The 18,624-nt window shown below is 68.5% G+C and carries 17 protein-coding genes and 2 tRNA genes; 9 read left to right on the forward strand and 10 right to left on the reverse strand.

All coding sequences use genetic code 11. From position 1 onward, the window contains the following. Positions 1–269: 269 nt before the first annotated feature. The 3 genes from IT306_17170 to IT306_17180 all read left to right on the forward strand — a co-directional run bounded on the left by IT306_17170 (position 270) and on the right by IT306_17180 (position 3,324). Entirely contained in the window at positions 270–1,580 is a 1,311-nt protein-coding gene (locus IT306_17170) for an AAA family ATPase (GenBank protein MCC7370160.1), read from the forward strand. A 6-nt stretch (positions 1,581–1,586) separates the two neighbouring features. Continuing rightward, the gene (locus IT306_17175) at positions 1,587–2,195 is read left to right on the forward strand and encodes a DUF4276 family protein (protein ID MCC7370161.1); all 609 of its coding nucleotides are present in this window, start codon (positions 1,587–1,589) and stop codon (positions 2,193–2,195) included. Positions 2,196–2,298: 103 nt separating this feature from the next. Beyond that, positions 2,299–3,324 (forward strand): Gfo/Idh/MocA family oxidoreductase, encoded by a 1,026-nt coding sequence (locus IT306_17180; protein MCC7370162.1) that lies wholly within the window; start codon positions 2,299–2,301, stop codon positions 3,322–3,324. Positions 3,325–3,327: 3 nt separating this feature from the next. Here IT306_17180 and IT306_17185 read toward each other — a convergent pair whose 3' ends face one another. The 8 genes from IT306_17185 to IT306_17220 form a co-directional block, all read right to left on the reverse strand. Then, positions 3,328–4,809, reverse strand: coding sequence for a HAMP domain-containing histidine kinase (locus IT306_17185; GenBank protein ID MCC7370163.1), 1,482 nt, complete (start codon positions 4,807–4,809; stop codon positions 3,328–3,330). After that, positions 4,787–5,488: a response regulator transcription factor gene (locus tag IT306_17190; GenBank protein ID MCC7370164.1), complete on the reverse strand. Its 702-nt coding sequence runs from the start codon at positions 5,486–5,488 to the stop codon at positions 4,787–4,789. The genes IT306_17185 and IT306_17190 overlap by 23 nt, the downstream gene beginning before the upstream one ends. A gap of 168 nt (positions 5,489–5,656) precedes the next feature. Continuing rightward, positions 5,657–6,544, reverse strand: a complete 888-nt coding sequence (locus IT306_17195) for an Rpn family recombination-promoting nuclease/putative transposase (protein MCC7370165.1) — start codon at positions 6,542–6,544, stop codon at positions 5,657–5,659. Between the two features lie 94 nt (positions 6,545–6,638). Then, positions 6,639–7,445, reverse strand: a complete 807-nt coding sequence (locus tag IT306_17200) for a hypothetical protein (GenBank protein ID MCC7370166.1) — start codon at positions 7,443–7,445, stop codon at positions 6,639–6,641. 205 nt (positions 7,446–7,650) lie between these two features. After that, positions 7,651–8,496, reverse strand: a complete 846-nt coding sequence (locus IT306_17205) for a hypothetical protein (protein MCC7370167.1) — start codon at positions 8,494–8,496, stop codon at positions 7,651–7,653. 132 nt (positions 8,497–8,628) lie between these two features. After that, positions 8,629–9,150 carry a CoA-binding protein gene (locus IT306_17210; protein MCC7370168.1) on the reverse strand — a complete coding sequence of 174 codons (522 nt, stop codon included), beginning with the start codon at positions 9,148–9,150 and terminating at the stop codon, positions 8,629–8,631. Continuing rightward, the gene (locus IT306_17215; protein MCC7370169.1) at positions 9,147–10,553 is read right to left on the reverse strand and encodes an O-acetylhomoserine aminocarboxypropyltransferase/cysteine synthase; all 1,407 of its coding nucleotides are present in this window, start codon (positions 10,551–10,553) and stop codon (positions 9,147–9,149) included. The genes IT306_17210 and IT306_17215 overlap by 4 nt, the downstream gene beginning before the upstream one ends. Positions 10,554–11,074: 521 nt before the next feature. After that, positions 11,075–11,488 carry an OsmC family protein gene (locus IT306_17220; protein ID MCC7370170.1) on the reverse strand — a complete coding sequence of 138 codons (414 nt, stop codon included), beginning with the start codon at positions 11,486–11,488 and terminating at the stop codon, positions 11,075–11,077. Positions 11,489–11,752: 264 nt separating this feature from the next. Here IT306_17220 and mshD point away from each other — a divergent pair, with 264 nt between their 5' ends. Continuing rightward, positions 11,753–12,730: a mycothiol synthase gene (gene mshD / locus IT306_17225; protein MCC7370171.1), complete on the forward strand. Its 978-nt coding sequence runs from the start codon at positions 11,753–11,755 to the stop codon at positions 12,728–12,730. 212 nt (positions 12,731–12,942) lie between these two features. Next, complete coding sequence (locus tag IT306_17230) at positions 12,943–13,446, forward strand: phosphoribosyltransferase (GenBank protein MCC7370172.1); 504 nt, start codon at positions 12,943–12,945, stop codon at positions 13,444–13,446. Positions 13,447–13,514: 68 nt separating this feature from the next. Here the strand turns inward: IT306_17230 and IT306_17235 are convergent, their stop codons facing one another. After that, complete coding sequence (locus tag IT306_17235; protein ID MCC7370173.1) at positions 13,515–14,108, reverse strand: hypothetical protein; 594 nt, start codon at positions 14,106–14,108, stop codon at positions 13,515–13,517. On the opposite strand from IT306_17235, the gene IT306_17240 reads away from it, so the two are divergent. Further along, positions 14,102–15,310 (forward strand): FAD-binding oxidoreductase, encoded by a 1,209-nt coding sequence (locus tag IT306_17240; protein MCC7370174.1) that lies wholly within the window; start codon positions 14,102–14,104, stop codon positions 15,308–15,310. The genes IT306_17235 and IT306_17240 overlap by 7 nt on opposite strands. Positions 15,311–15,410: 100 nt before the next feature. Here the strand turns inward: IT306_17240 and IT306_17245 are convergent, their stop codons facing one another. Then, positions 15,411–17,834: a hypothetical protein gene (locus IT306_17245; GenBank protein ID MCC7370175.1), complete on the reverse strand. Its 2,424-nt coding sequence runs from the start codon at positions 17,832–17,834 to the stop codon at positions 15,411–15,413. 238 nt (positions 17,835–18,072) lie between these two features. Between IT306_17245 and IT306_17250 the strand changes: the two genes are divergently transcribed. The 3 genes from IT306_17250 to tuf form a co-directional block, all read left to right on the forward strand. After that, positions 18,073–18,160: transfer RNA gene (locus IT306_17250), tRNA-Tyr, on the forward strand. Positions 18,161–18,213: 53 nt separating this feature from the next. Further along, positions 18,214–18,286, forward strand: a tRNA-Thr gene (locus IT306_17255). Positions 18,287–18,497: 211 nt separating this feature from the next. Next, a partial coding sequence (tuf, locus tag IT306_17260; protein ID MCC7370176.1) for an elongation factor Tu occupies positions 18,498–18,624 on the forward strand: 127 nt, incomplete at its 3' end.

Genomic DNA, 18,624 nt, shown 5'->3' on the forward strand with positions numbered 1-18,624 from the left:
AGGGCGATTGCATGTTCATTGGTGTACCCGAAGCATCATGGAACGGGCGGGCGGGGACTGACGTCCCCACCTACACGCATGCAGTTGCTGCGCGACGGCCGTCGGGAACGGCAGGCACTGGTGCGACTGGAGCGTCGCGCAGCGACTGCAGGATGGTAGGCGGGGCTTTCAAGCCCCGACGCGGCGGCACGACGACATCAACATGCAATCGCCCTGACGGTGCAAGCGTGTCGCGGGATGCGAGGGGGTGTGAGGCCGTACACTTGGGTATGGCACACGAGGACGCTTCGCCCGACGCTGCGCCGCAGGATCACGCGCCTGCCGAGACCTCGCCGGCTGGCTCGCCGTCTGCCGGCCTGGGCCGCATCACGCGGGTCCGTCTCAAGAACTACAAGAGCATCGTCTCGTGCGATGTCGAGTTGCAGCCGCTCACGATCCTCGTGGGTCCGAACGGCTCCGGCAAGAGCAACTTCCTGGACGCCCTGGCCTTCGTGTCTGAAGCGCTGACGCTCGGCCTGGATCAGGCGATCCGGAATCGCGGCAACCTCGACCGTATCCTGTCAGCCGCCCGCCCCCCGGGTGAGGATAGCTTCTCTATCGAACTACATTTCCAACTGAGTAGTGGTGAGCTTGGGCAGTACCGTTTCGAAGTTGTGGCCGAGTCCGATGGCGGCCCGAGGGTTCGCAGAGAGCGCCTGGAGTTGCGACGCACACACTTGGAAGTCATGCCCTACTGGGAGCTAGATCGAGATCATCACTCTGCGTTGTGGACATCGGGCGAAATCTACGGGCTGAAGAGGATTCCGATTGACGGACTGTTTCTCGTCATTCTTGCGAGTCTAGACGCGCCTCGCCCCTCATTCGATCTGCTCAGCAGCATGGAGTTCTACAACCCCCTGCCAGATCAGATGCGCGCACCGGTCGAGCAGAGCGCCGAGCCGCATCTCCTACCGGACGGCCGCAACCTCGCGAGTATGCTGCGGCGGATGCAAACTGCCGACCCTGACCAGGTCTGGGGTATTACCCAGTACATGAAGCGCGTGTTGCCCGGGCTTGAGGAGATCAGGTCCACGGCGTTCCAGGGCTTTGACTACCTGTCATTCAGCGTGCAGTCGGGCGACGATGGCTCGACAACCGAATCTGTCGCATCGCAGATGTCTGACGGAACGTTGCGTGGGCTCGCCGTCCTGGTGGCATTGTTCCAGGGGCGTATGGGCGGCAAGTCGGGAACCTCGTTGGTGGGCCTTGAGGAGCCGGAGAACAACCTGCATCCGGCCACTGGTGGAGCTTTCGCTGACGCGCTGGCTGATGCCAGCCACGACGGGCAGGTACTCGTCACCACGCACAGCGCCGCCCTCCTTGATGGTGAGGATATTGCTCCAACGAGCGTACTCGTGGTAGCGGCGGAGAATGGCAAGACTCGGATTGGCCCAATCGATGAAGTGAGCCGGTCGATTCTCCGCGAACATCTCCTCACTGTGGGAGAATTGCTAGAGCAAGGCCAGCTTTTCCCCGAGCCAACAGCAGACGGGGAGGCTGCTGGGACATCCACGAGTGATCCGGTGCCTGTTGGTAGATAGCCGACAGTGGAAATCGCGTGCATCGTTGAGGATGACCGCGAGTTTGCCGCGCTTCCAACGCTTATTCAGCGGATCATCGCGAGTGAATCGCCGGGATCATTCGTACAGGTGGCCGCGCGGCTTCGTTGGCCGCGAAGTAGACTGGTCACGAGGCCGTATCTGGAACGTGCAGTCCGTATTGCAGCCGAACGGGCAACTTCCGCGGGCGCAATTCTCGTCTTGTTGGACGCCGATGATGATTGCCCCGCGACTCTCGGACCACAGTTGTTGGACTGGGCGACTACGGCAAGGCATGACATGCATGGGCGTATCGCCGTCGTGCTCGCCAACCGAGAGTACGAGTCATGGTTCCTCGCGTCTGCTGACCTCCTTCATGGTCCCGATGGGTTGCGGGCCGGCATTCGTGTCCCAGGCGATTCGGAGTCTCGACGTGGTGCCAAAGAGTGGCTTTCGCAGAACATGATCCGGGGAGAACGCTACCGTCCCACTACCCATCAGCGGGTGCTCAGTCAGCGAATCGGCATACGGGAGACCCGTCAGCGGTCAGACTCGTTCGACAAGCTGTGTCGTGAGATCCAACGCCTCGTCGAAGCCATCCGAATGCTGGAACCTTGAGCTTCGCGTCGCGCTGGTCGACGTTGCCATGTACGCCGGTCTACAACTCGGTCGCGGTCACGGCTGACTGTTGACCGTAGACAGGCGTGAGGGACAGACACGCATGGCTGGTGATGGGCGAACGGTCGGGGTGGCGATCTGGGGAGCGGGCTGGGTCGCTGGCGGCCACCTGAAGGCGTTCCTCGCGCATTCCGATGCCGAGATCGTGGCCGTGGGCAGCCGCCGCGAGGAGAGCTGCCGCGCCCTGCTGGCGCCATTCGGCCTGCACGTCCCGATCTTCACGGACTATCAGCGTCTGCTGGACCATCCAGGCGTTGATGCCGTCATCCTCTGCACGCCCAACCACCTCCATGCCGACGAAACGATCAGAGCGGCCCAGGCTGGCAAGCACCTGCTCGTCGAGAAGCCCGTTGCGCTGACCCTGGAAGACCTGCACGCCGCCCAGGATGCCGTCCGCAAGGCTGGCATCGTCACGGTGGCCGGCTTTGTCGTGCGCTGGACGCCGCTGATCGTCACGCTCAAGCACCTGCGCGAGCAGGGCGACTTTGGCGAGATCTTCATGGCGAACGCCGCCTACTGGTCGTGGCGGTCGGCGCGGCCCGCGTTCCAGAAGCACACCGAGACAGCGGTGGGGCCGTGGCTGGTGGGTGGGTGCCACGCCATCGACGCGATCCGGTACGTGACCGGCCTCGAAGTGACGGAGGTGTCCGGGTTCGCCGCCCCGGTCGGGCAGGAGTACGGCTACGACTATCCGTGCGCTCAGGTTGCAGCCGTTCAGTGGAGCAACGGCGCGACGGGCACGTTCACCACGACAGTGGTCGGCCACACGCCGTACCAGTTCGACCTCGACATCGTCGGCACCAGGGGGACCGCCCGCAACAAGAAGCTCTATCTCGACCGGCTGCCCGGCGACTCGGAGTTCTTCGAGCTACCGGTGCAGGGGCAGGACAGCTCGGACGTGATTCACCACACCTTCGGCGGTGAGATCGACCACTTCGTGCGCTGCGTGCTGACCGGCGAGCGCTCGCACATCGACTTTGACGACGCAGTGCGTACCCATGAGATCGCGCTCGCCATCGAGCAGTCCGTGCGCGAGCGTCGCCCAGTGCGGCTGCCGCTTCGGGCGTAGCGTCTAGCTCTGGCGTGGCCGAATGCTGGCCGGTAACGCGATGTGAAACGTGCTGCCAGCGCCGCATTCGCTGGAGACGCTGACCGAGCCGTCGTGCGCCCGCACGATCCGCTCGACGATGGCCAGTCCGAGCCCCATCCCATTTGGCCCGCCCGCGGAGCGTCCCTCAACGCGATAGAAGCGGTGAAAGATGAACGGCAGGTCTTCGGCGGGAATACCCTGGCCGGTGTCCTGCACCGCGAGGTGGTGGGTTGGACCCTCCGACCATACCCGCACGCCAACCGTTCCGCCACCCGGGGTGTGCTTCAAGGCGTTCTCGACGAGGTTCCCGGCCGCCTGCACCAGCCGCGCATGATCGCCCTGGAGCGTGGTGCTGCCGCGCAGGTCGATCTCCAGGGCGATCTTCCGATGCGATGCATCGCCTGCCCACTCAGCGACAGCCTGCTCGGCCACGCTCGCCAGATCCACGGTGGCGCGTTCGATCTCGAGCCGGCCGCCCTCGAGCCGTGCCAACTCCAGCAAGTCGTCCGCGAGGCGTCCGAGCCGCTGCGTGTGGCCGACGAGCCCGGCCACCAGCCGCTCGCGTAGCTTGGGACGCCCGTCGGCACCCAGCTGCAGCGCTGTCGCGGCAGTCTGCATGGCGCTGGCCAGGGCGTGCAGTTCGTGTGATACGTCCGACGCGAATTCCCGCCGCGCGATCTCGTACTCGTGGAGGCGGGCCGCCGTCTGGTTGAACGTCTGCACCAGCTCGCCCAACTCCCCGCGCGTCTCCATCTCGATCTTCTGATCGAGCTCGCCAGCTGCAAGCCCGCGCGTCGCCAGACTCAGCGCGCGGATCGGTGTCGTCACGGCGCTGGCCAGCCCCGCCGAGAGCGCCGCCGCGATGGCCACAGTGGCGACCGCGCCGATGCCGATGCCGACGTTGACCTGACGGATCGTGTTCTCGATGTCGCTGAGCGTGTAGGCGAGCCGAATGGCGCCGACGACGCGCTCCTGCCAGACGATGGGCAGGGCCACGTACAGCACCTCGCTTTCGGGGCCTGACCGGGGCAGCACAACGCTCACGGACTGGCCTGCCAGGGCCGCCGCCAGCCCGACCTCGTCGTTGCGACGCCCGACACCCTCGCGCTGCTCGATCTCGGTGGCCCCGACGAGCCGCCCAAGGTGATCGACCACGAGGCCGCGCGCCGTCGTCTCGTCGTCGATCAGGACCATCGCCCGCGCGACGGTTCGCTGGTCGCCGTTCGCCAGGTCCTCGGCTACCTGCCCGGCGATCAGGCCGGCCTGGGTCACCAGATCCTGCGCCAGCCGGTTCACCAGCAGACGCTCGATGGTGCCGGCGATGGTAATGGCGAAGACGACCACGGCGATGAGGGTCAGGCTGCCGAAGGCAACGGTCAGGCGAGCGCGGAGTCCCGCCGGCCCCTGGGCGAGTCTGCGAACTGCACGCAGCCAGGAGGCGTCAGTCGATCTCCGGATTGGCAAGCCGGTAGCCGACTCCTCGTACCGTGAGGATGTAGGTTGGTCGGTCTGGGTCGGGCTCGATCTTCTTGCGAAGCGCTCGAATGTAGACGTCCAACGCCCGCTCGTCGCCATAGAACTTCGGTCCCCAGATGGTCTCGAACAGGTACTGACGGGGCAGCGCCATGCCGGTTCGCTCCGCAAGCAAGAGTAGCAGGTCGTACTCGCGGGCCGAGAGGTGGACACGGCGGCCCGACATGGTGACGGTCCGGCTATCGCGATTGATCACCAACTCTCCAACGGACAGCTCTCCGAGGGCAGTTGGACCGCCGGCCGGCTGCTGCTGGCGGCGCAAGTTGGCGCGGATCCGCGCCAGCAGCTCGCTGGACGAGAAGGGCTTGGTGACGTAGTCGTCCGCGCCGGCATCGAGCCCGATGACCTTGTCGGCCTCCTGGCGGCGCGCCGTGAGCACGATGACCGGCCCGTTCCAGAAGGCTCGCAGGCGTCGGCACACTTCGATGCCGTTCAAATCTGGCAGCCCCACGTCGAGCAGGACCAGGTCGGGAGACGTGACGCGCGCCGACTCCAGGGCTTCCGCGCCGCTGCCCGCCACGCTGACCTGATAGCCCTCCTGGTGTAGCAGGAACCCGAGCGAGTCGGTCATCAGCAGGTCGTCGTCGACGAGAAGCAGCTTTCTATCCATCGACCACCCCGCAAGCCCCAGGGTGGGGCAGCAGCATGCTGCTGTGATCTTGCACGATGCGGCCCGATCGACGCTCATATTGCGGCACTGGGCCGAGCGAACGGGGGCGCCTGCGAGTTTGCAGGCTCCTGACCTCCGGGGACGGGCTCGCAGTCCCGACGCGGCACACTAGCCGAGGAGATCGCTCCAGCTCTCCGCAGTCAGCAGGTCGAGGAGGAGCGTCTCAAGTCGGTCGAGGTCTGCGATGTTCTCGATGGCAGACACGATATCTGTGCTGGGCTCGCCGAAGCGACGTGCGCCCTGGCGAAGCAGCGTCCGGCGAGCTTCCCGTGCCCGGCCGAGCTCCTCGCCAAGGCGTTGGCCCTCCTCACGGCCCTCGCGTAGGATCGCCTGGTACGTTGTCGATTCGCGCATCTGTCTCACCCCGCGCAAGATCTGACCCGCTGTACGGTCATCATATCGCAGCCCCAGGAGCAGCAGCGTCGCCGCCCAGAGGTTCCCAGCCACGTCGGGCGATGCCTCGCGGTCAATGCGCTCGGACATCTGTATGATGACCGACGGCAGCGCGTCGAGATCGACGGCTGCAAGCGGGGCGAGCGGGAGGACGCCCAGTCCGCCAGACAGGATCTCGGCTACCGGACGCTGCCAGAGCCGCAGCACTCGATACCGGAAGCGGATCGACAACTCACCGACCGGGTCCGCGCGAAGGAGCTCGCCCGTCATCTCGGGACCGTCTGCCTGGGGCCGCAGCAGCACAACCGCTGAAGCGACAGGCTGCTCGTGGCGATGGAGCAGCAGCGCATGATACTCGAGCAGCCTGAGTGGCAGGCGCGGATCGTGGCTGGTCTGAAGCTCAAGGTGGGCCAGCCAGGGATGTGGACCGCCCACCTGCAAGACCTTATCGACCTCCGCCAGCACGGTCGAAACTTCGGAGTCGAGCGGGACGACGGGGCCGTCAACCGGCAGGCCGATCCAGGTAAGCCACGCAGCAGGATCGCGGTCGATCAACTGCCGCGTGGCAACGTCGAATGGACGGGGGCCGCGCGATGCTTGCACGGCGGCCACTCTACCATGGACAGCCGTTCCTGCGAGCGAACGGCACAGGTGTGGCGCGCAGCATCCGCCCGCCCGGATGGCTCGATGGACGGGCCTACGGCGCGCGCACCACCGCCGGCTGCGTGACGATCGTCACGGTCTGGCCCACCAGCACGTCGCCTTCCTGCGTGCCAACGGCGATGACCCGCACGCCCTGCTTCACCTCGCCGAAGTTCGACGGCACCGGCTTCACGATCTGGGCCTCGGGCGGAACCGCGATCGAGGCCTTCTCGCCGCCGAAGTCCACCACCAGCAGCCTGCCGTCAAACGAGACGACATTCGCGTTCGTCATGATATTGCCGGCCTGGGCGCCGCCCATCGGGAACTGTGACGGCTTCGGGGTGATGCCCGGCGGGAACAGGCGCACGACGATGGCCGTGCCGTCAGGCTTGCCGGTGATCGCGACGAGTTGCCCCACCTTCAGATCGTCTGGGCCACCCTTGCCTTCCATCAAGACGGTCGCGTTGTCCGCCACGCGCACCTTGCGGACGCCCGTGTTCGTGACCACGGAGAGCGTCCGGCCATCAACGGCGTCAACCTCGCCGCTCACAACCGGCGGCCCGGCGGCGGCAGCCGGCGAAGCTACCGGGCTGGACGCGGCAGCAGGGCTCGCGGACGCCGACGGCGACGACGCAGCCGCTGGCGAGGCTGCCACCGGTGACGCCGCAGCGGCGGCCGGAGACCCGGCAGGTGCGGCAGCCGGCGACGCTGGCGCTGCCGCCGTCGGCTTGCTCTCGGCCGGTTTCGCCTCGGTCTTGGGCGCGGCGGTCGGCGCTGGCGGCGTGCCGCCACACGCAGCCAGCAGCATCGAGGCGGCGACCAGCAGCGCCAGCGGCGCGGCACGATTGGTGAGCGTAAGCATCGGCTCCTCCCCACATGGCGCGAAAACTGACCGTCCCAGCGCCGCGCGGAAAGCGCCTCGGCGAACGGCTGGGGCAGCGGGTGCGTCTGCGCCCACTGTCGGCCCGACAGGTGATACGTCGGACGGGGGCGGCCGGATGTGTGCGGTCCGCGTCGGAGATTCGCGTCAGGACAGCGCGGTCAGGGGGCCGTTGCCCGCCCGGGACTCAACCGCGGCCACCGCGCTGCGCGGTCAGAATCGTGACCGTCTGAGCGGTGACTGTATCGCCGGACACGGTTCCGTTCGCCTGCACCCGCGTGCCAATGGCGATGTCTGTGAGCGCGGCCGGGACCGGCTTGACGACCTCCGTCTCTGGCGTGACGGCGATGGTGGATTGCTGGCCGCCGATGTCCACGACGAGGGTGCTGCCGTTGAACGAGACGATGCTGGCATTCGTCATGACGTTGCCGGCCTGCGCGCCCTGCATCGGAAACTGCCCCAGGCGCGGATTCGTGTTCTGGCCGAAGATCCGGATACTGACAGCAGTGCCGTCCGGCTTGCCGGTGACGCCGACGCGCGCGCCGGCGACAAGGTCGGTGTTCGTGCCCTTGCCTTCTGACTGGATGGTGGCGGACTCGGGGACGAGCACCTTGCGCCAGCCGGTGTTCGTGGCGACGGTGATCAGCCGTCCGTCGACGATGTCGACCTCGCCGTTGACGTTGGGGCTGAGAGCGTCAGGGGAGCCAGTTGCACGTGCCTGACTGGCGGCCTGGCCCGGACCAGCGCCCTGGCCCTGACCGCTACCCTGGCCGCCGTTGCGGAAGCCGCCACCGCCCTGACCCTGTCCCTGGCCGCGCTGGCCTTGCCCCTGGCCGGCTCCTCCCCCGCCATTGGCCTGTGCGGCCCGACCGCCACCGCCGCCGCCCCCTCCGCCAGCACTACCAGCGCCGGCCGGCTTCGCAGCCGGCGTTGGGGTGGGCGCGGCTGGCAGCAGCGAGCCGCAGGCAGTCAGCAGCAGCGTACACAGCACCAGCGCAAGGCCGAGCGTGCGACGGGTGCCTGGCGTGGGCATCTGAGTCCTCCTCGTGGGCCAACGCGGGGCTGCCGGTGTACGGTCCCTGCTGGCGTCGGCCCACTCTGAGTCTACGCCCGTGCTGCCCTTGGTTTCACGGCTTGTTCGGTCATGACCGATGGTGCCGGCCGATCACTCGCCGACGCGGATGCGCTCCGGCCGGCGCGAGCTGACTTGTCCGGTGTTCAGTCCGAACCAGTGCATCTCGCCGAAGTAGCGCCCGTGCTCGATCTTCAAGCAGCGGTCCATCACGACGTCGAGGCCAGCTGCCGCGGCCTTCTCGGCGGCTTCGGGCGAGATCACCCCGAACTGCAGCCAGAGCGCCTTCGCCCCGATCTTGACGGCCTCCTCGGCGATGCCAGGCGCGGCGGACGGCGCGCGGAACACGTCCACGACATCGACGGGGAACGGGATCTCCGAGAGCGAGGCGTACGACTTCTCCCCCAGGATCTCGGGGGCGGTCGGGTTGACGGGGATGACCCGATACCCCCGGTACTGGAGGTACTGCCCGACGAAGAAGCTCGGACGCAGCCGGTTCGGCGAGAGGCCGACCATCGCGATGGTCTTCGCGTAGCCGTAGATCTTGCGGATAACGCGCGGATCCTGGAATCGTGGATCGACGGTCGGGGGGGCGGCGTGCTGCTGCGCGGTCATCGGGCGGCCCCGGCTGCCTGGGCCTGCTTCGCCACGTCCTGGGCGGCGCGCAGGGCCTGGTCGAGATCCCAGAGGATGTCCTCGATGGACTCCAGCCCGACCGAGATCCGGATCATCTCCGGGCCGATCCCGGCCGCCGTGAGGTCGGCGTCGCTCATCTGCTGGTGCGTGGTGCTGGCCGGGTGGATGACCAGGGTCTTGGCATCGCCGACGTTCGCGAGATGCGAGACCAGCTCCAGCTTCTCGATGAACGCCTTGCCGGCCGCGCGCCCGCCGGCGATCCCGAACGTGAAGACAGCGCCTGCCCCATTCGGCACGTACTTCTTCGAGAGGGTGTGGTACGGGTTGTCGGTCAGGCCGGGATAGCGGACCCAGGAGACGGCCTCGTGGGCGTCGAGCATCTGGGCGACGGCCAGGGCGTTCTGGCAGTGCTTCTCCATCCGGAGCGGCAGCGTCTCCAGCCCGAGCAGCAGCAGGAAGGCGTTGAACGGCGAGAGGCAGGCGCCGACGTCGCGGAGGGTCTCGCAGCGGACCTTCATCAGGTAGCCGTAGGGGCCGAACGTCTCGTGGAAGGCGAGGCCGTGGTAGGCCGGCGAGGGCAGCGCGATGGTGTCGAACTTGCCGTTCGACCAGTTGAAGCGGCCCGACTCGACGATCACGCCGGCGATGGACGTGCCGTGCCCGCCGATGAACTTGGTGCCGGAGTGGAGCACCACGTCCGCGCCCCACTCGATGGGCCGGCAGAGGTACGGCGAGGCGAAGGTGTTGTCGATGACCAGCGGCACGTCGTGCCCGTGCGCGATCTCGGCGATGGCCTCGATGTCGAAGACGTTGGCGCTCGGGTTACCGATGGTCTCGCCGTAGAGCAGCTTCGTCCTCGGCGTGAGGGCCTTCTTGAAGTTCGACGGATCGTCGGGATCGACGAACGTCACGTCGACACTCATCTTGCGGAAGGTGTGCTCGAACTGGGTGAAGGTGCCGCCGTAGAGCGTCCGCGCCGCGACGATATGGTCGCCGGGCACGAGCATCGTCATCAGGCTCATGAACTGGGCGGCCTGCCCTGAGGATGCCGCGACGGCCCCTGCCCCGCCCTCCAGCGACGCCACGCGCTCCTCGAACGCGGCGACCGTGGGGTTCATGATGCGGGAGTAGATGTTGCCGTACTCCTGCAATTCGAACAGGTTGGCGGCGTGATCGGGGCTCTCGAAGACGAACGAGGTGGTCTGGTAGATCGGCATGGCGCGGGCGCCGGTGTACGGGTCCGGGCGCTGGCCGGCGTGGACGGCGCGGGTATCGAAGCCGAACTGGCGCGGGCCGACGGGCGCGCTGCCGTGTGTACCGTGTTGTGCCTGTACGCCGTTCTGGCCGGCCGGGCGGTGCTGGTCTGGCCTGTGATCGGACATGGGCGGCCTCCCCTTCTCTTGGAGAGACTGTACCCGGAAACCGCCCGCCGCCTCACCTCCGCCGCTGAGTGGAGCGCCGCTACGGCACGGTCGGGATCGGCGCGTCAGGCGGCAGCATCCAGACACCCTGCGCTGTTCCCACGATGATGGTTCCGTCTCGGGTCAGTGTCGGCCCATCTCGGTCGGCTCCAGGCAGCAGGACCGCAGGCGACAGAAGATGGGACACGTAGTTCGGGGTCGATGCGTAGACCCCTGGCGGCTCGTCTGGCGTCAATCACCGGGTCGCTCAATGCCGGTCGCCATCAAGACCGCGGCGACATACGACCTCCCGTCCGTCATCCCGACTGCGGCGAGGCACGAGCGGAGTGGAGGGATCTTCTCCTTCTGTAGCGTGAGGAAGATCCCTCGACTTCGCTCCTTCGTCGCTTTGCTCGGGATGACGGGGGAAGCGTCGAGTGACCCGGTCGTTCACGACTGACAGGCCACGAGCCAGGATCCGAGGGGCGGCGAGTGCGAGGCGGCTACTTCGCCTCGAACGTCACGGTGACTGTCGTCCCCTTGACCACCGCCCGGTACAGCGGGCAGTTCGCCTTCCAGACCTCCACAAACGCCCCGGCCTGCTCCTCGGTGATGTCCGTGAACGTGAAATGGATGTCGATGTGGGAGAAGTCCGGCCAGCTCTCGTCGGTCCGCACGCCGTCGATGGCCACCGAGAGCGTGCCGAACGGCAGATTCCCGCGCTGGGCGTGCAGCTCGATCAGGCTGGTGCCGCAGGCCGCGATCCCCGCCACGAACGACTCGCCTGTCGTCACGGCCTCGTTGGGGCCGGACGGCGAGTCGATCACCCAGTGGTTCGTGCGGGCCGAGTTGAGGGTCCGTCCTGGCACGTCCGTCGTCTTCGACGTTGCCTGGTAGCGCGTCCTGATCTCTGCCATAGCTGAGCCTCCCATGCCGACCGTGACCGGTCTCGCGGCAGTATAGACCCGCGCTCCTCACGGTTATCTCGCAGCAAGCCTCGCTGGCGGCACAACGGTGCATGCTGGCGCTATGCTGTAACCCATCTCCGCAGGCGATCGCCGCTGGCGATCTTCGCAGGCGGGCGCACCGTGAGTGCAGTTGCAGATACTTGCGACAGCCGAGAATGCTGTGGTATCCCTCGCCTGCCGGGGGCGCAGCGACACGGTCGTGCAGGGGGGCTTGTGACGGCTCGTATCGAGACGGTCGGCCACATCGGGGGGGCGCTCAGCGGTGTGGTGGACGCCCTGATTCAGGATGTCACCGCCCTGGACGGCGTGCCGCCCGTTGGCGAGCACAAGTACCTGAAGCTCCACAACGGCACCGAGAGCGTGCGGGCCGTCCTGGCCTGGGACGGCGAGCGGCTGCTCGGCTACGCCCAGTTGCTGATCGCCGGCGAGCTTGCCACCATCGAGGTAGTCGTGCATCCGCTGGCGCGTCGCCACGGGATCGGGCGGCTGCTGCTCGGGACGATCCAGGCCGTCGCGCGGGCGGCTGGCGTGCGCGAGGTCAAGGTCTGGGCCTACGGCGCGCTGCCGGCCAGCGAGGCCATCGCCGCGCACCACGGCATCCTGCCCAGCCGGAGCCTGCTCCAGCTCGAGATGCCGCTGGAGAACCTGCCGTCCACCTGCCTGCCGTCAGCGTACGCCATCCGCACGTTCGACGTGCAGCGGGATCGCGCCCAGTGGCTCCAGGTCCACAACGACGTCTTCGCGGATCATCCCGAGAACGGGACGTGGTCCGCCGAGGATCTCGACATGCGGCTGCGGCAGCCCTGGTTCGACGCTGGCGACTTTCTCCTGGCGGAGCGTGACGGGCGGATCGTCGGGTTCAACTGGCTGAAGCGGGTGCCGGAATCCCCGCCAGACCGCCCCGAAGGCGAGATCTACATCATCGGCGTTGGGGACTCGGAGCGCGGCCGGGGGCTGGGGCGCGCGCTGGCGCTGCTCGGGCTGCATCACCTGCGAGCCGAGGGCATGAAGACCTGCACCCTCTTCGTGGAGGCCGACAACGAGCCGGCCCTGCGCCTGTACCGGTCGCTCGGATTCCGGACGCGGCATACCCACCGCTGCTACACCGTGCCGCTGGCGGTCCTGACGCTGCCGACGGTGGGTACTGCCGCGCCCGCGCCGGGGCTGGCGCCGCGCTCAGCCTGCCGGTGAGCCGCGCGCCGGTCGGCGGCTTGCCGCTGCCGAAGCCGCCGCAGACTGGCCCGAACCCTGCCGAACGCGCGGCGCAGCGCCCACGGACGCCCGTTCGATGCTTGCTACACTTCCTGGCAGGCCGTGGATGGGACGGTCGGTGCGGGCGGTCGCCTCGTGTTGACTGACCCAGGCCAGCCCACGCGCCGCATCAGCGTGTCGGGAGTGGGACTGTGATTCACCTGACCTGGGAAGATATCGAGGAGCTGGTGGCTCGGCTGGTGGCCGACCTGCCACGAGATTACGATCTCCTGCTGGTCGTGACCCGAGGCGGCATGGTGCCCGCCTGCCTCATCAGCGAGCAGACCGACATTCGGAACATCGTCGCGGCGGCCGTCATGTTCTACACCGGCGTCGGCGATACCCTGCCGGACCCCGTCTTCCTCCAGTTCCCGTCCGATCCGTTGCTGCACAACAAGCGCATCCTGATCGTGGACGATGTCTGGGATTCCGGGCGGACGGTCGTGGCCGTCAAGCAGCGGATCGCGGCGGCCGGCGGCAAGGCCGACCTTGCGGTGCTGCACTACAAGCCGGCCAACTCGAAGTTTGACGACACACCGGACTACTACGCCGAGAAGACGGACGCCTGGATCGTCTACCCGTGGGATCCGGTGCGCGCGAAGCCACCCGTCGGGACGCCCGCCTGGAAGCTGGACCGCGAGACGAGCGCTCCCTGACGGCGGGCCGCGCCTGACCGGCCTGATTCTCGATGCGGTGCGGAGATTGCTGCCCCCGAATCGTTCGGTCAGGCGTCGGCGTAGCCGGGGTGCCGCGCCAGCACCGCGCCGCCGACGGTCCGCACCTCGATCACCACGCGCCCGGCCGCCGCGTAGGTCGTGACGACGGTCGGCAGTTGAGCGACGCTCCGGCCGCCCAGCACCTTCCGGTAGAGCGGCCGGCGGTCAGGCAGGTGCTCGCCGACCTGGGCCAGCGCGGCGTAGACCGGCTCGTCCAGGTGGAGCCGCAGGCCCGTTGGCAGCTCCAGTGCGTGAACGGTGGCGTAGGCGCTGACGCCACTTCGCCGATACTCGACGACGCGGATCGGGCCGAGCAGACGGAGGATGTCCGGGGCGTCGAGCGACCGCCGCACGCGGATCGTCTGCGCCAGGATGCCGGGCGTGCCGATCAGCAGCGCCAGGATCACGGCCACCGCGATGAACGAGTAGTTGCCGGCCCAGAGGGCGATCGCCGCGATCAGCAGCACGAGGCCCAGGTCGGTGGCGAGGCGGATCAGTGCCGTCCGGAAGGCCGCCTGCAGACAGGCCCGCATCGCCGGCGTGGCCGGCACGCGACGAGGCGTCAGGGTATCATCGGCCGGGGAGTCAGCAGGAGATGGCATCGTCTACCGTCGTCGTGATCGGGGCCGGCGCGCTCGGCGCGAGTACAGCGTATCACCTTGCGCGCAAGGGCGCGGCGGTGACGCTGGTGGACCAGTTTGCGCCCGGCTCGCAGACCTCGCCGCGCGCGGCCGGCCTGACCAACACCAAGGCGGTCAACCACGAGCTGATGGCTCGCCTGACCCATGAGGCGACCGAGGCGCTGGCCTGCTTCGAAGAAGAGCACGGCGTCGATCTCCAGTTTCACCGCTCGGGCAGCGTCAAGGCGGCGTACACCCCGGACGGCGAGGCCCACTTGCTGGCCGACCTGGAGATGGCCCGCTCGCTGGGCATTCCGGTCGAGCTGATCTCGCCGGCCGACGCCGTCCGGCTGGCGCCCTGGTTTCGGCCCGGAGCGCCGCGCGCCGTTGGCTACGTGCCCGAGGATGCCTACCTGGAGCCGTCGCGCGTGCCAGCCGCCTACGTTGAGCTGGCCAGGCGAGCCGGCGCGCGGGTGCAGGCATTCACACAGGTGACGGGCATTGAGACGGTCGCCGGCCGGCTGACCGGCGTTACAACGTCCAACGGCGGTCTGCCGGCCGACGCAGTCGTGGACGCGGCCGGCGGCTGGTCGCGGACCGTGGCGGCCCGGGCCGGCCTCCGCCTGCCGCTGGTCCCGGTGCGCCACCAGCTCTTCATCACCGAGCCGATCTCCGGCGTCGTGGCGGGGCAGCCCGTCGTGCGATTTCTGGAGTCGAGCGTCTACGTGCGTCCCGAGCGCGGCGGCCTGATGCTGGGCGGCTACGAGGACACGCCCCTGCCGTTCGACCCGTCGGCGCAGGCGTCGGGGTTTCAGATGGCCGATCTGCCACTGGATCTCGGGGTGCTGCGGGGGTTGCTGGGCGAGATCGCCGAGCACGTGCCGGCGCTGCGGGATGCTCCCGTGCGCGTGCACCGGGGCGGCACGCCGACGATGACGCCGGACGGCTACCCGATCCTCGGCGCGGTCCCAGGTCTCGCGGGCCTGTTCGTGGCATCTGGCTGCTGCGTGGGCGGGTTGAGCCTCTCGCCGGCGGCCGGGCGGGCGCTGGCCGATCTGATCCTTGACGGCGCGAGCACGCCCGACCTGACGCCATTCTCGGTCGAGCGCTTCCGTGGCTGGATGGACCCGGCTGCGATCGAGGTGGCGAGCCTCCATCACTACGCCCGCAAGTACACGCGGTAGCGCGAAAGACGCTGGTGCAGAACCAGGAGCGGTCGTTGGGAATGCCGCTCGGGAGTGACGGCCCCCTGGGGCATTCTCGAACACGTGACTTGGGATAGCACTAGCGGCGGTCGATCTCGGGCGGCGGGCGCAGGGCAAGCTCGGACGCGGCCGGATCGCGGTACACGAGTTGCCCGGACCTGTCGCACGCTTCGAGCAGCAGCCCCGCCAGCGGCTCGAACACCACCGCTACGCCGGAGGCGCCGCGGACGGTGAGGGTGTCGCCCTCGCCCTTGCGCGCGGCCCAGAGGTCTGGAGCGGCCTCCGGCGGGACGAACTGACCGTCACGCGCGAGGCGGTTGAACAGCTCCTTGGTCGTCCGAAGCTCGTTGCCATCGTCGAGTCGCAGACCGTAGCGGTGGCTTTGCTGGCCCTTGATCTGCCCCGGCGGGTTGTACGTCCGGACGTAGACGTCGCCCGAAGCGCGCACGATGGCCGGCGCGCGCCGCGCGATGCTCAACTGCCAGACGCGCTGCAGCTTGGGCAACCCGATGAATCCGACGATGACGACGGTGGCGGCCAACAGCAGGAACTGAAACTGATTGACGAGGCTCGCCAGGATCAGCAGCGCGATGGGGACGCCGTTCAGACCCGCCGCGATCCAGGCGGTCCGCGTGAACGCCGCACCCAGCTCCGTGGCCAGGGCCGGGGGCATCACCTGCACCAGCAGCCGGCCGGTCGGCGTTGGGGTCCAGGTCGGGGCGGACATGGGCGGGCCGTAGGGCGTGCTGCGCTGGCCCGGCGGGACAACCGCGTCCGACAGGAGGGCCGGCGTGGCGCGGTCTCTGGGCTCGCCGGGGTAGGCCGGGTGGCGGTAGAGAACGGTGTCCGTGGCGTCGCGCAGGTCGAGCAGGAGGCGGTCGGGCAACAGGACGGTGGCGGCGTGGTCGGGCAGCAGGTAGCCGGCGGGGATGAACTCGGTCCCACGGCTGCTCCAGCGTTGGTCGGTGAGCGGCTGCCCGATGCTGGCTGCGTACTGAAAGGCGGCGGCCGGCAGCGGCGCGAGTTGTCCGTCTGGACCCTCGAGGCGGAACGCGTTGACGGTGATCCCGGCGTATTCGGGGCAGGCGCGCAGGCCGCCACGGACACGCACGACCTCGACAGGCGGCTGCTCGCCAGCGGTGAGCTTCGCGATCAGCGGCGGCAGCCCATAGACGCCGAGGGTGACGGCCACGACGATGCCCATCAGGGGGGACAGGCCCAGGAGCAGCAGCAGCAGGCTGAACGTTCCCAGAACGGCGAGACCGAGCGGGATCGGCCCCAGCCATCCGTTCGGCGCGTACTGTTCGACCACCTGATCGAGCGGCGGCATCCACCGGGCGGCGGTCATGACCAGGCTGGAGGTCTGGTCAAGCGGTCGGTGAGCTTTGCGGCAGGCGAGCATGGCCGGCGTGAGTGTGAGCCGGGTGACCGACACCGTGGGAGCGGCGGTGTGCGCCGTCGGGGCCGGGGATGGGGTCGCCGTCGGCGCCCGGGATGGCGTCGCCGTCGGGGCTGGGGATGGGGTCGCCGGCGGGGCCGGGGATGGCGTCTCCGTGGGTGGAGCGCTCGGACGGGGTGGTGACGAGGGCAGCGTACCGCCAGCCTGAGCGGCAGGCTGAGGCGGCAAGTGCAGCTCGGACGGGCGCGTGGCCGGCGGCGAGATGATGCTGACCGGTGCTGCATCCGTGCTCGGACTCGTCGGGGTGGGTGGAGTGTTCGGGCTGGTTGTCGTTGTCTGTGCAGCCGGGGCTGGCTGCGGCGCCGTCGGTGCCAGGCTGACGGCCTCCGCGAGCGCGCTGGCGAACGCGGCACAGCTCGGGAATCGTTGGGCGGGGGCGTCCGCCTGCTGGCGCGTGAGCACGGCGGCCAGGTCGGCGTTCGGGGCGGGCAGCAGCCGCGCGGCGAGCGTCCCGAGCGCGTACCCGTCCGCCGTCGCGACTGCGAGCGTGCCCTCGCGCTGCTCGGGTGCGAGGGCCGATCCATCGGGCGGAGTCTCGGGTGCGAGGGCCGATCCGCCGAGGCCAGCCTCCTCGACGGCGCCCAGCAGGCCCAGGCCGATCAGCGCGACCGCGCCATCTGCCCCCAGCAGCACGACGTTCGGGCCGAGGACGCCGTGCACGATGCGCCGCCCGTGCGCTGCGTCGAGCACGGCAGCCAACCGTTCGATCAACGCGACGGCGGCCACAGCCGGCAGGCCGTCCCCGATGCCGTCGCCGGTCGTGAGCGGCGTCGAGTCGGGCGGGCATTCATAGACGACGGCCAGCGTTCCGGCCTGCTCGACGATCTCGACGGCCCGCCCGAGGCCGGCCATCCGCATCCCGCCGACCCTGGCGATCTCCAGGCGGACCAGTCCGCGAAAGCGATGGTCGGCGGACAGGGCTGGCGCAAGCAGCAGCAGGGCGAGCGGCTGGCTCCGAGCGGTGTGCGTGGCGCTCACCAGCTCGCCGAAGGGCGTGGCGGCCAGCGGCTGCCCGAGCAGGTACGGCCCGAATCGGCGCTCCAAGGATGAGCCTCCGTTCTCGTGCTGCTTCCTCGTTCGCCCTCATGGTACCGTGATTCGGGTGTCCGAATGCGCCGGCTGCACTGCGCGGCGCTCCCGGATGTTGGCCTGTTGTCTCGCTGCTGCGTCCGTGTCCGCACCTGCGTGTCCGCACTTGCAGCGGCGCACGGCTGGTCGATACACTTCACTCTTGGCTCGGGGTCGCGGCGATCCGCAGCTCTGATGTCCTTGGCGGCGTCATGGTGGGATGGCGGAGTGGACAATCGCACCGGTCTGTAAAATCGGCGGCCTGACGGCCTTCACAGGTTCGAATCCTGTTCCCACCACCAGCGCGGCGCCAGTACGGCAGCGCTTCCCTTCGCAGGCGGCGGCACTGATACCGGCCCACATAGCTCAGTCGGCAGAGCGCGTTCTTGGTAAGAACGAGGTCATCGGTTCAAATCCGATTGTGGGCTCCGACGAGAGAGACCGCACGGCGGTCTCTCTTCCGGTTCAGAGCAGGCGCACGGCACAGTCGTCAGCGGGGCGAAGAGGGTCGAGCTGGCGAGGCGTGATGGTCGGCATGTTGGACCGACATCGGGACGCCCCCGAGTCGCAGTGTACCGTCCCGGCGAGAGATCCGCGCGGGCAACAATGCACGAGTTCGTGCAGGGGTGATTGAGGGCGATGGCAAAGCAGAGGTTTGAGCGGACCAAGCCGCACGTAAACGTCGGGACGATCGGGCACGTCGACCACGGGAAGACGACGCTGACGGCGGCGATCACGAAGGTGCTGGCGATGCAGGGGGCGGCGA

The organism is Chloroflexota bacterium (assembly GCA_020850535.1).
Lineage (GTDB): Bacteria > Chloroflexota > UBA6077 > UBA6077 > JACCZL01 > JADZEM01.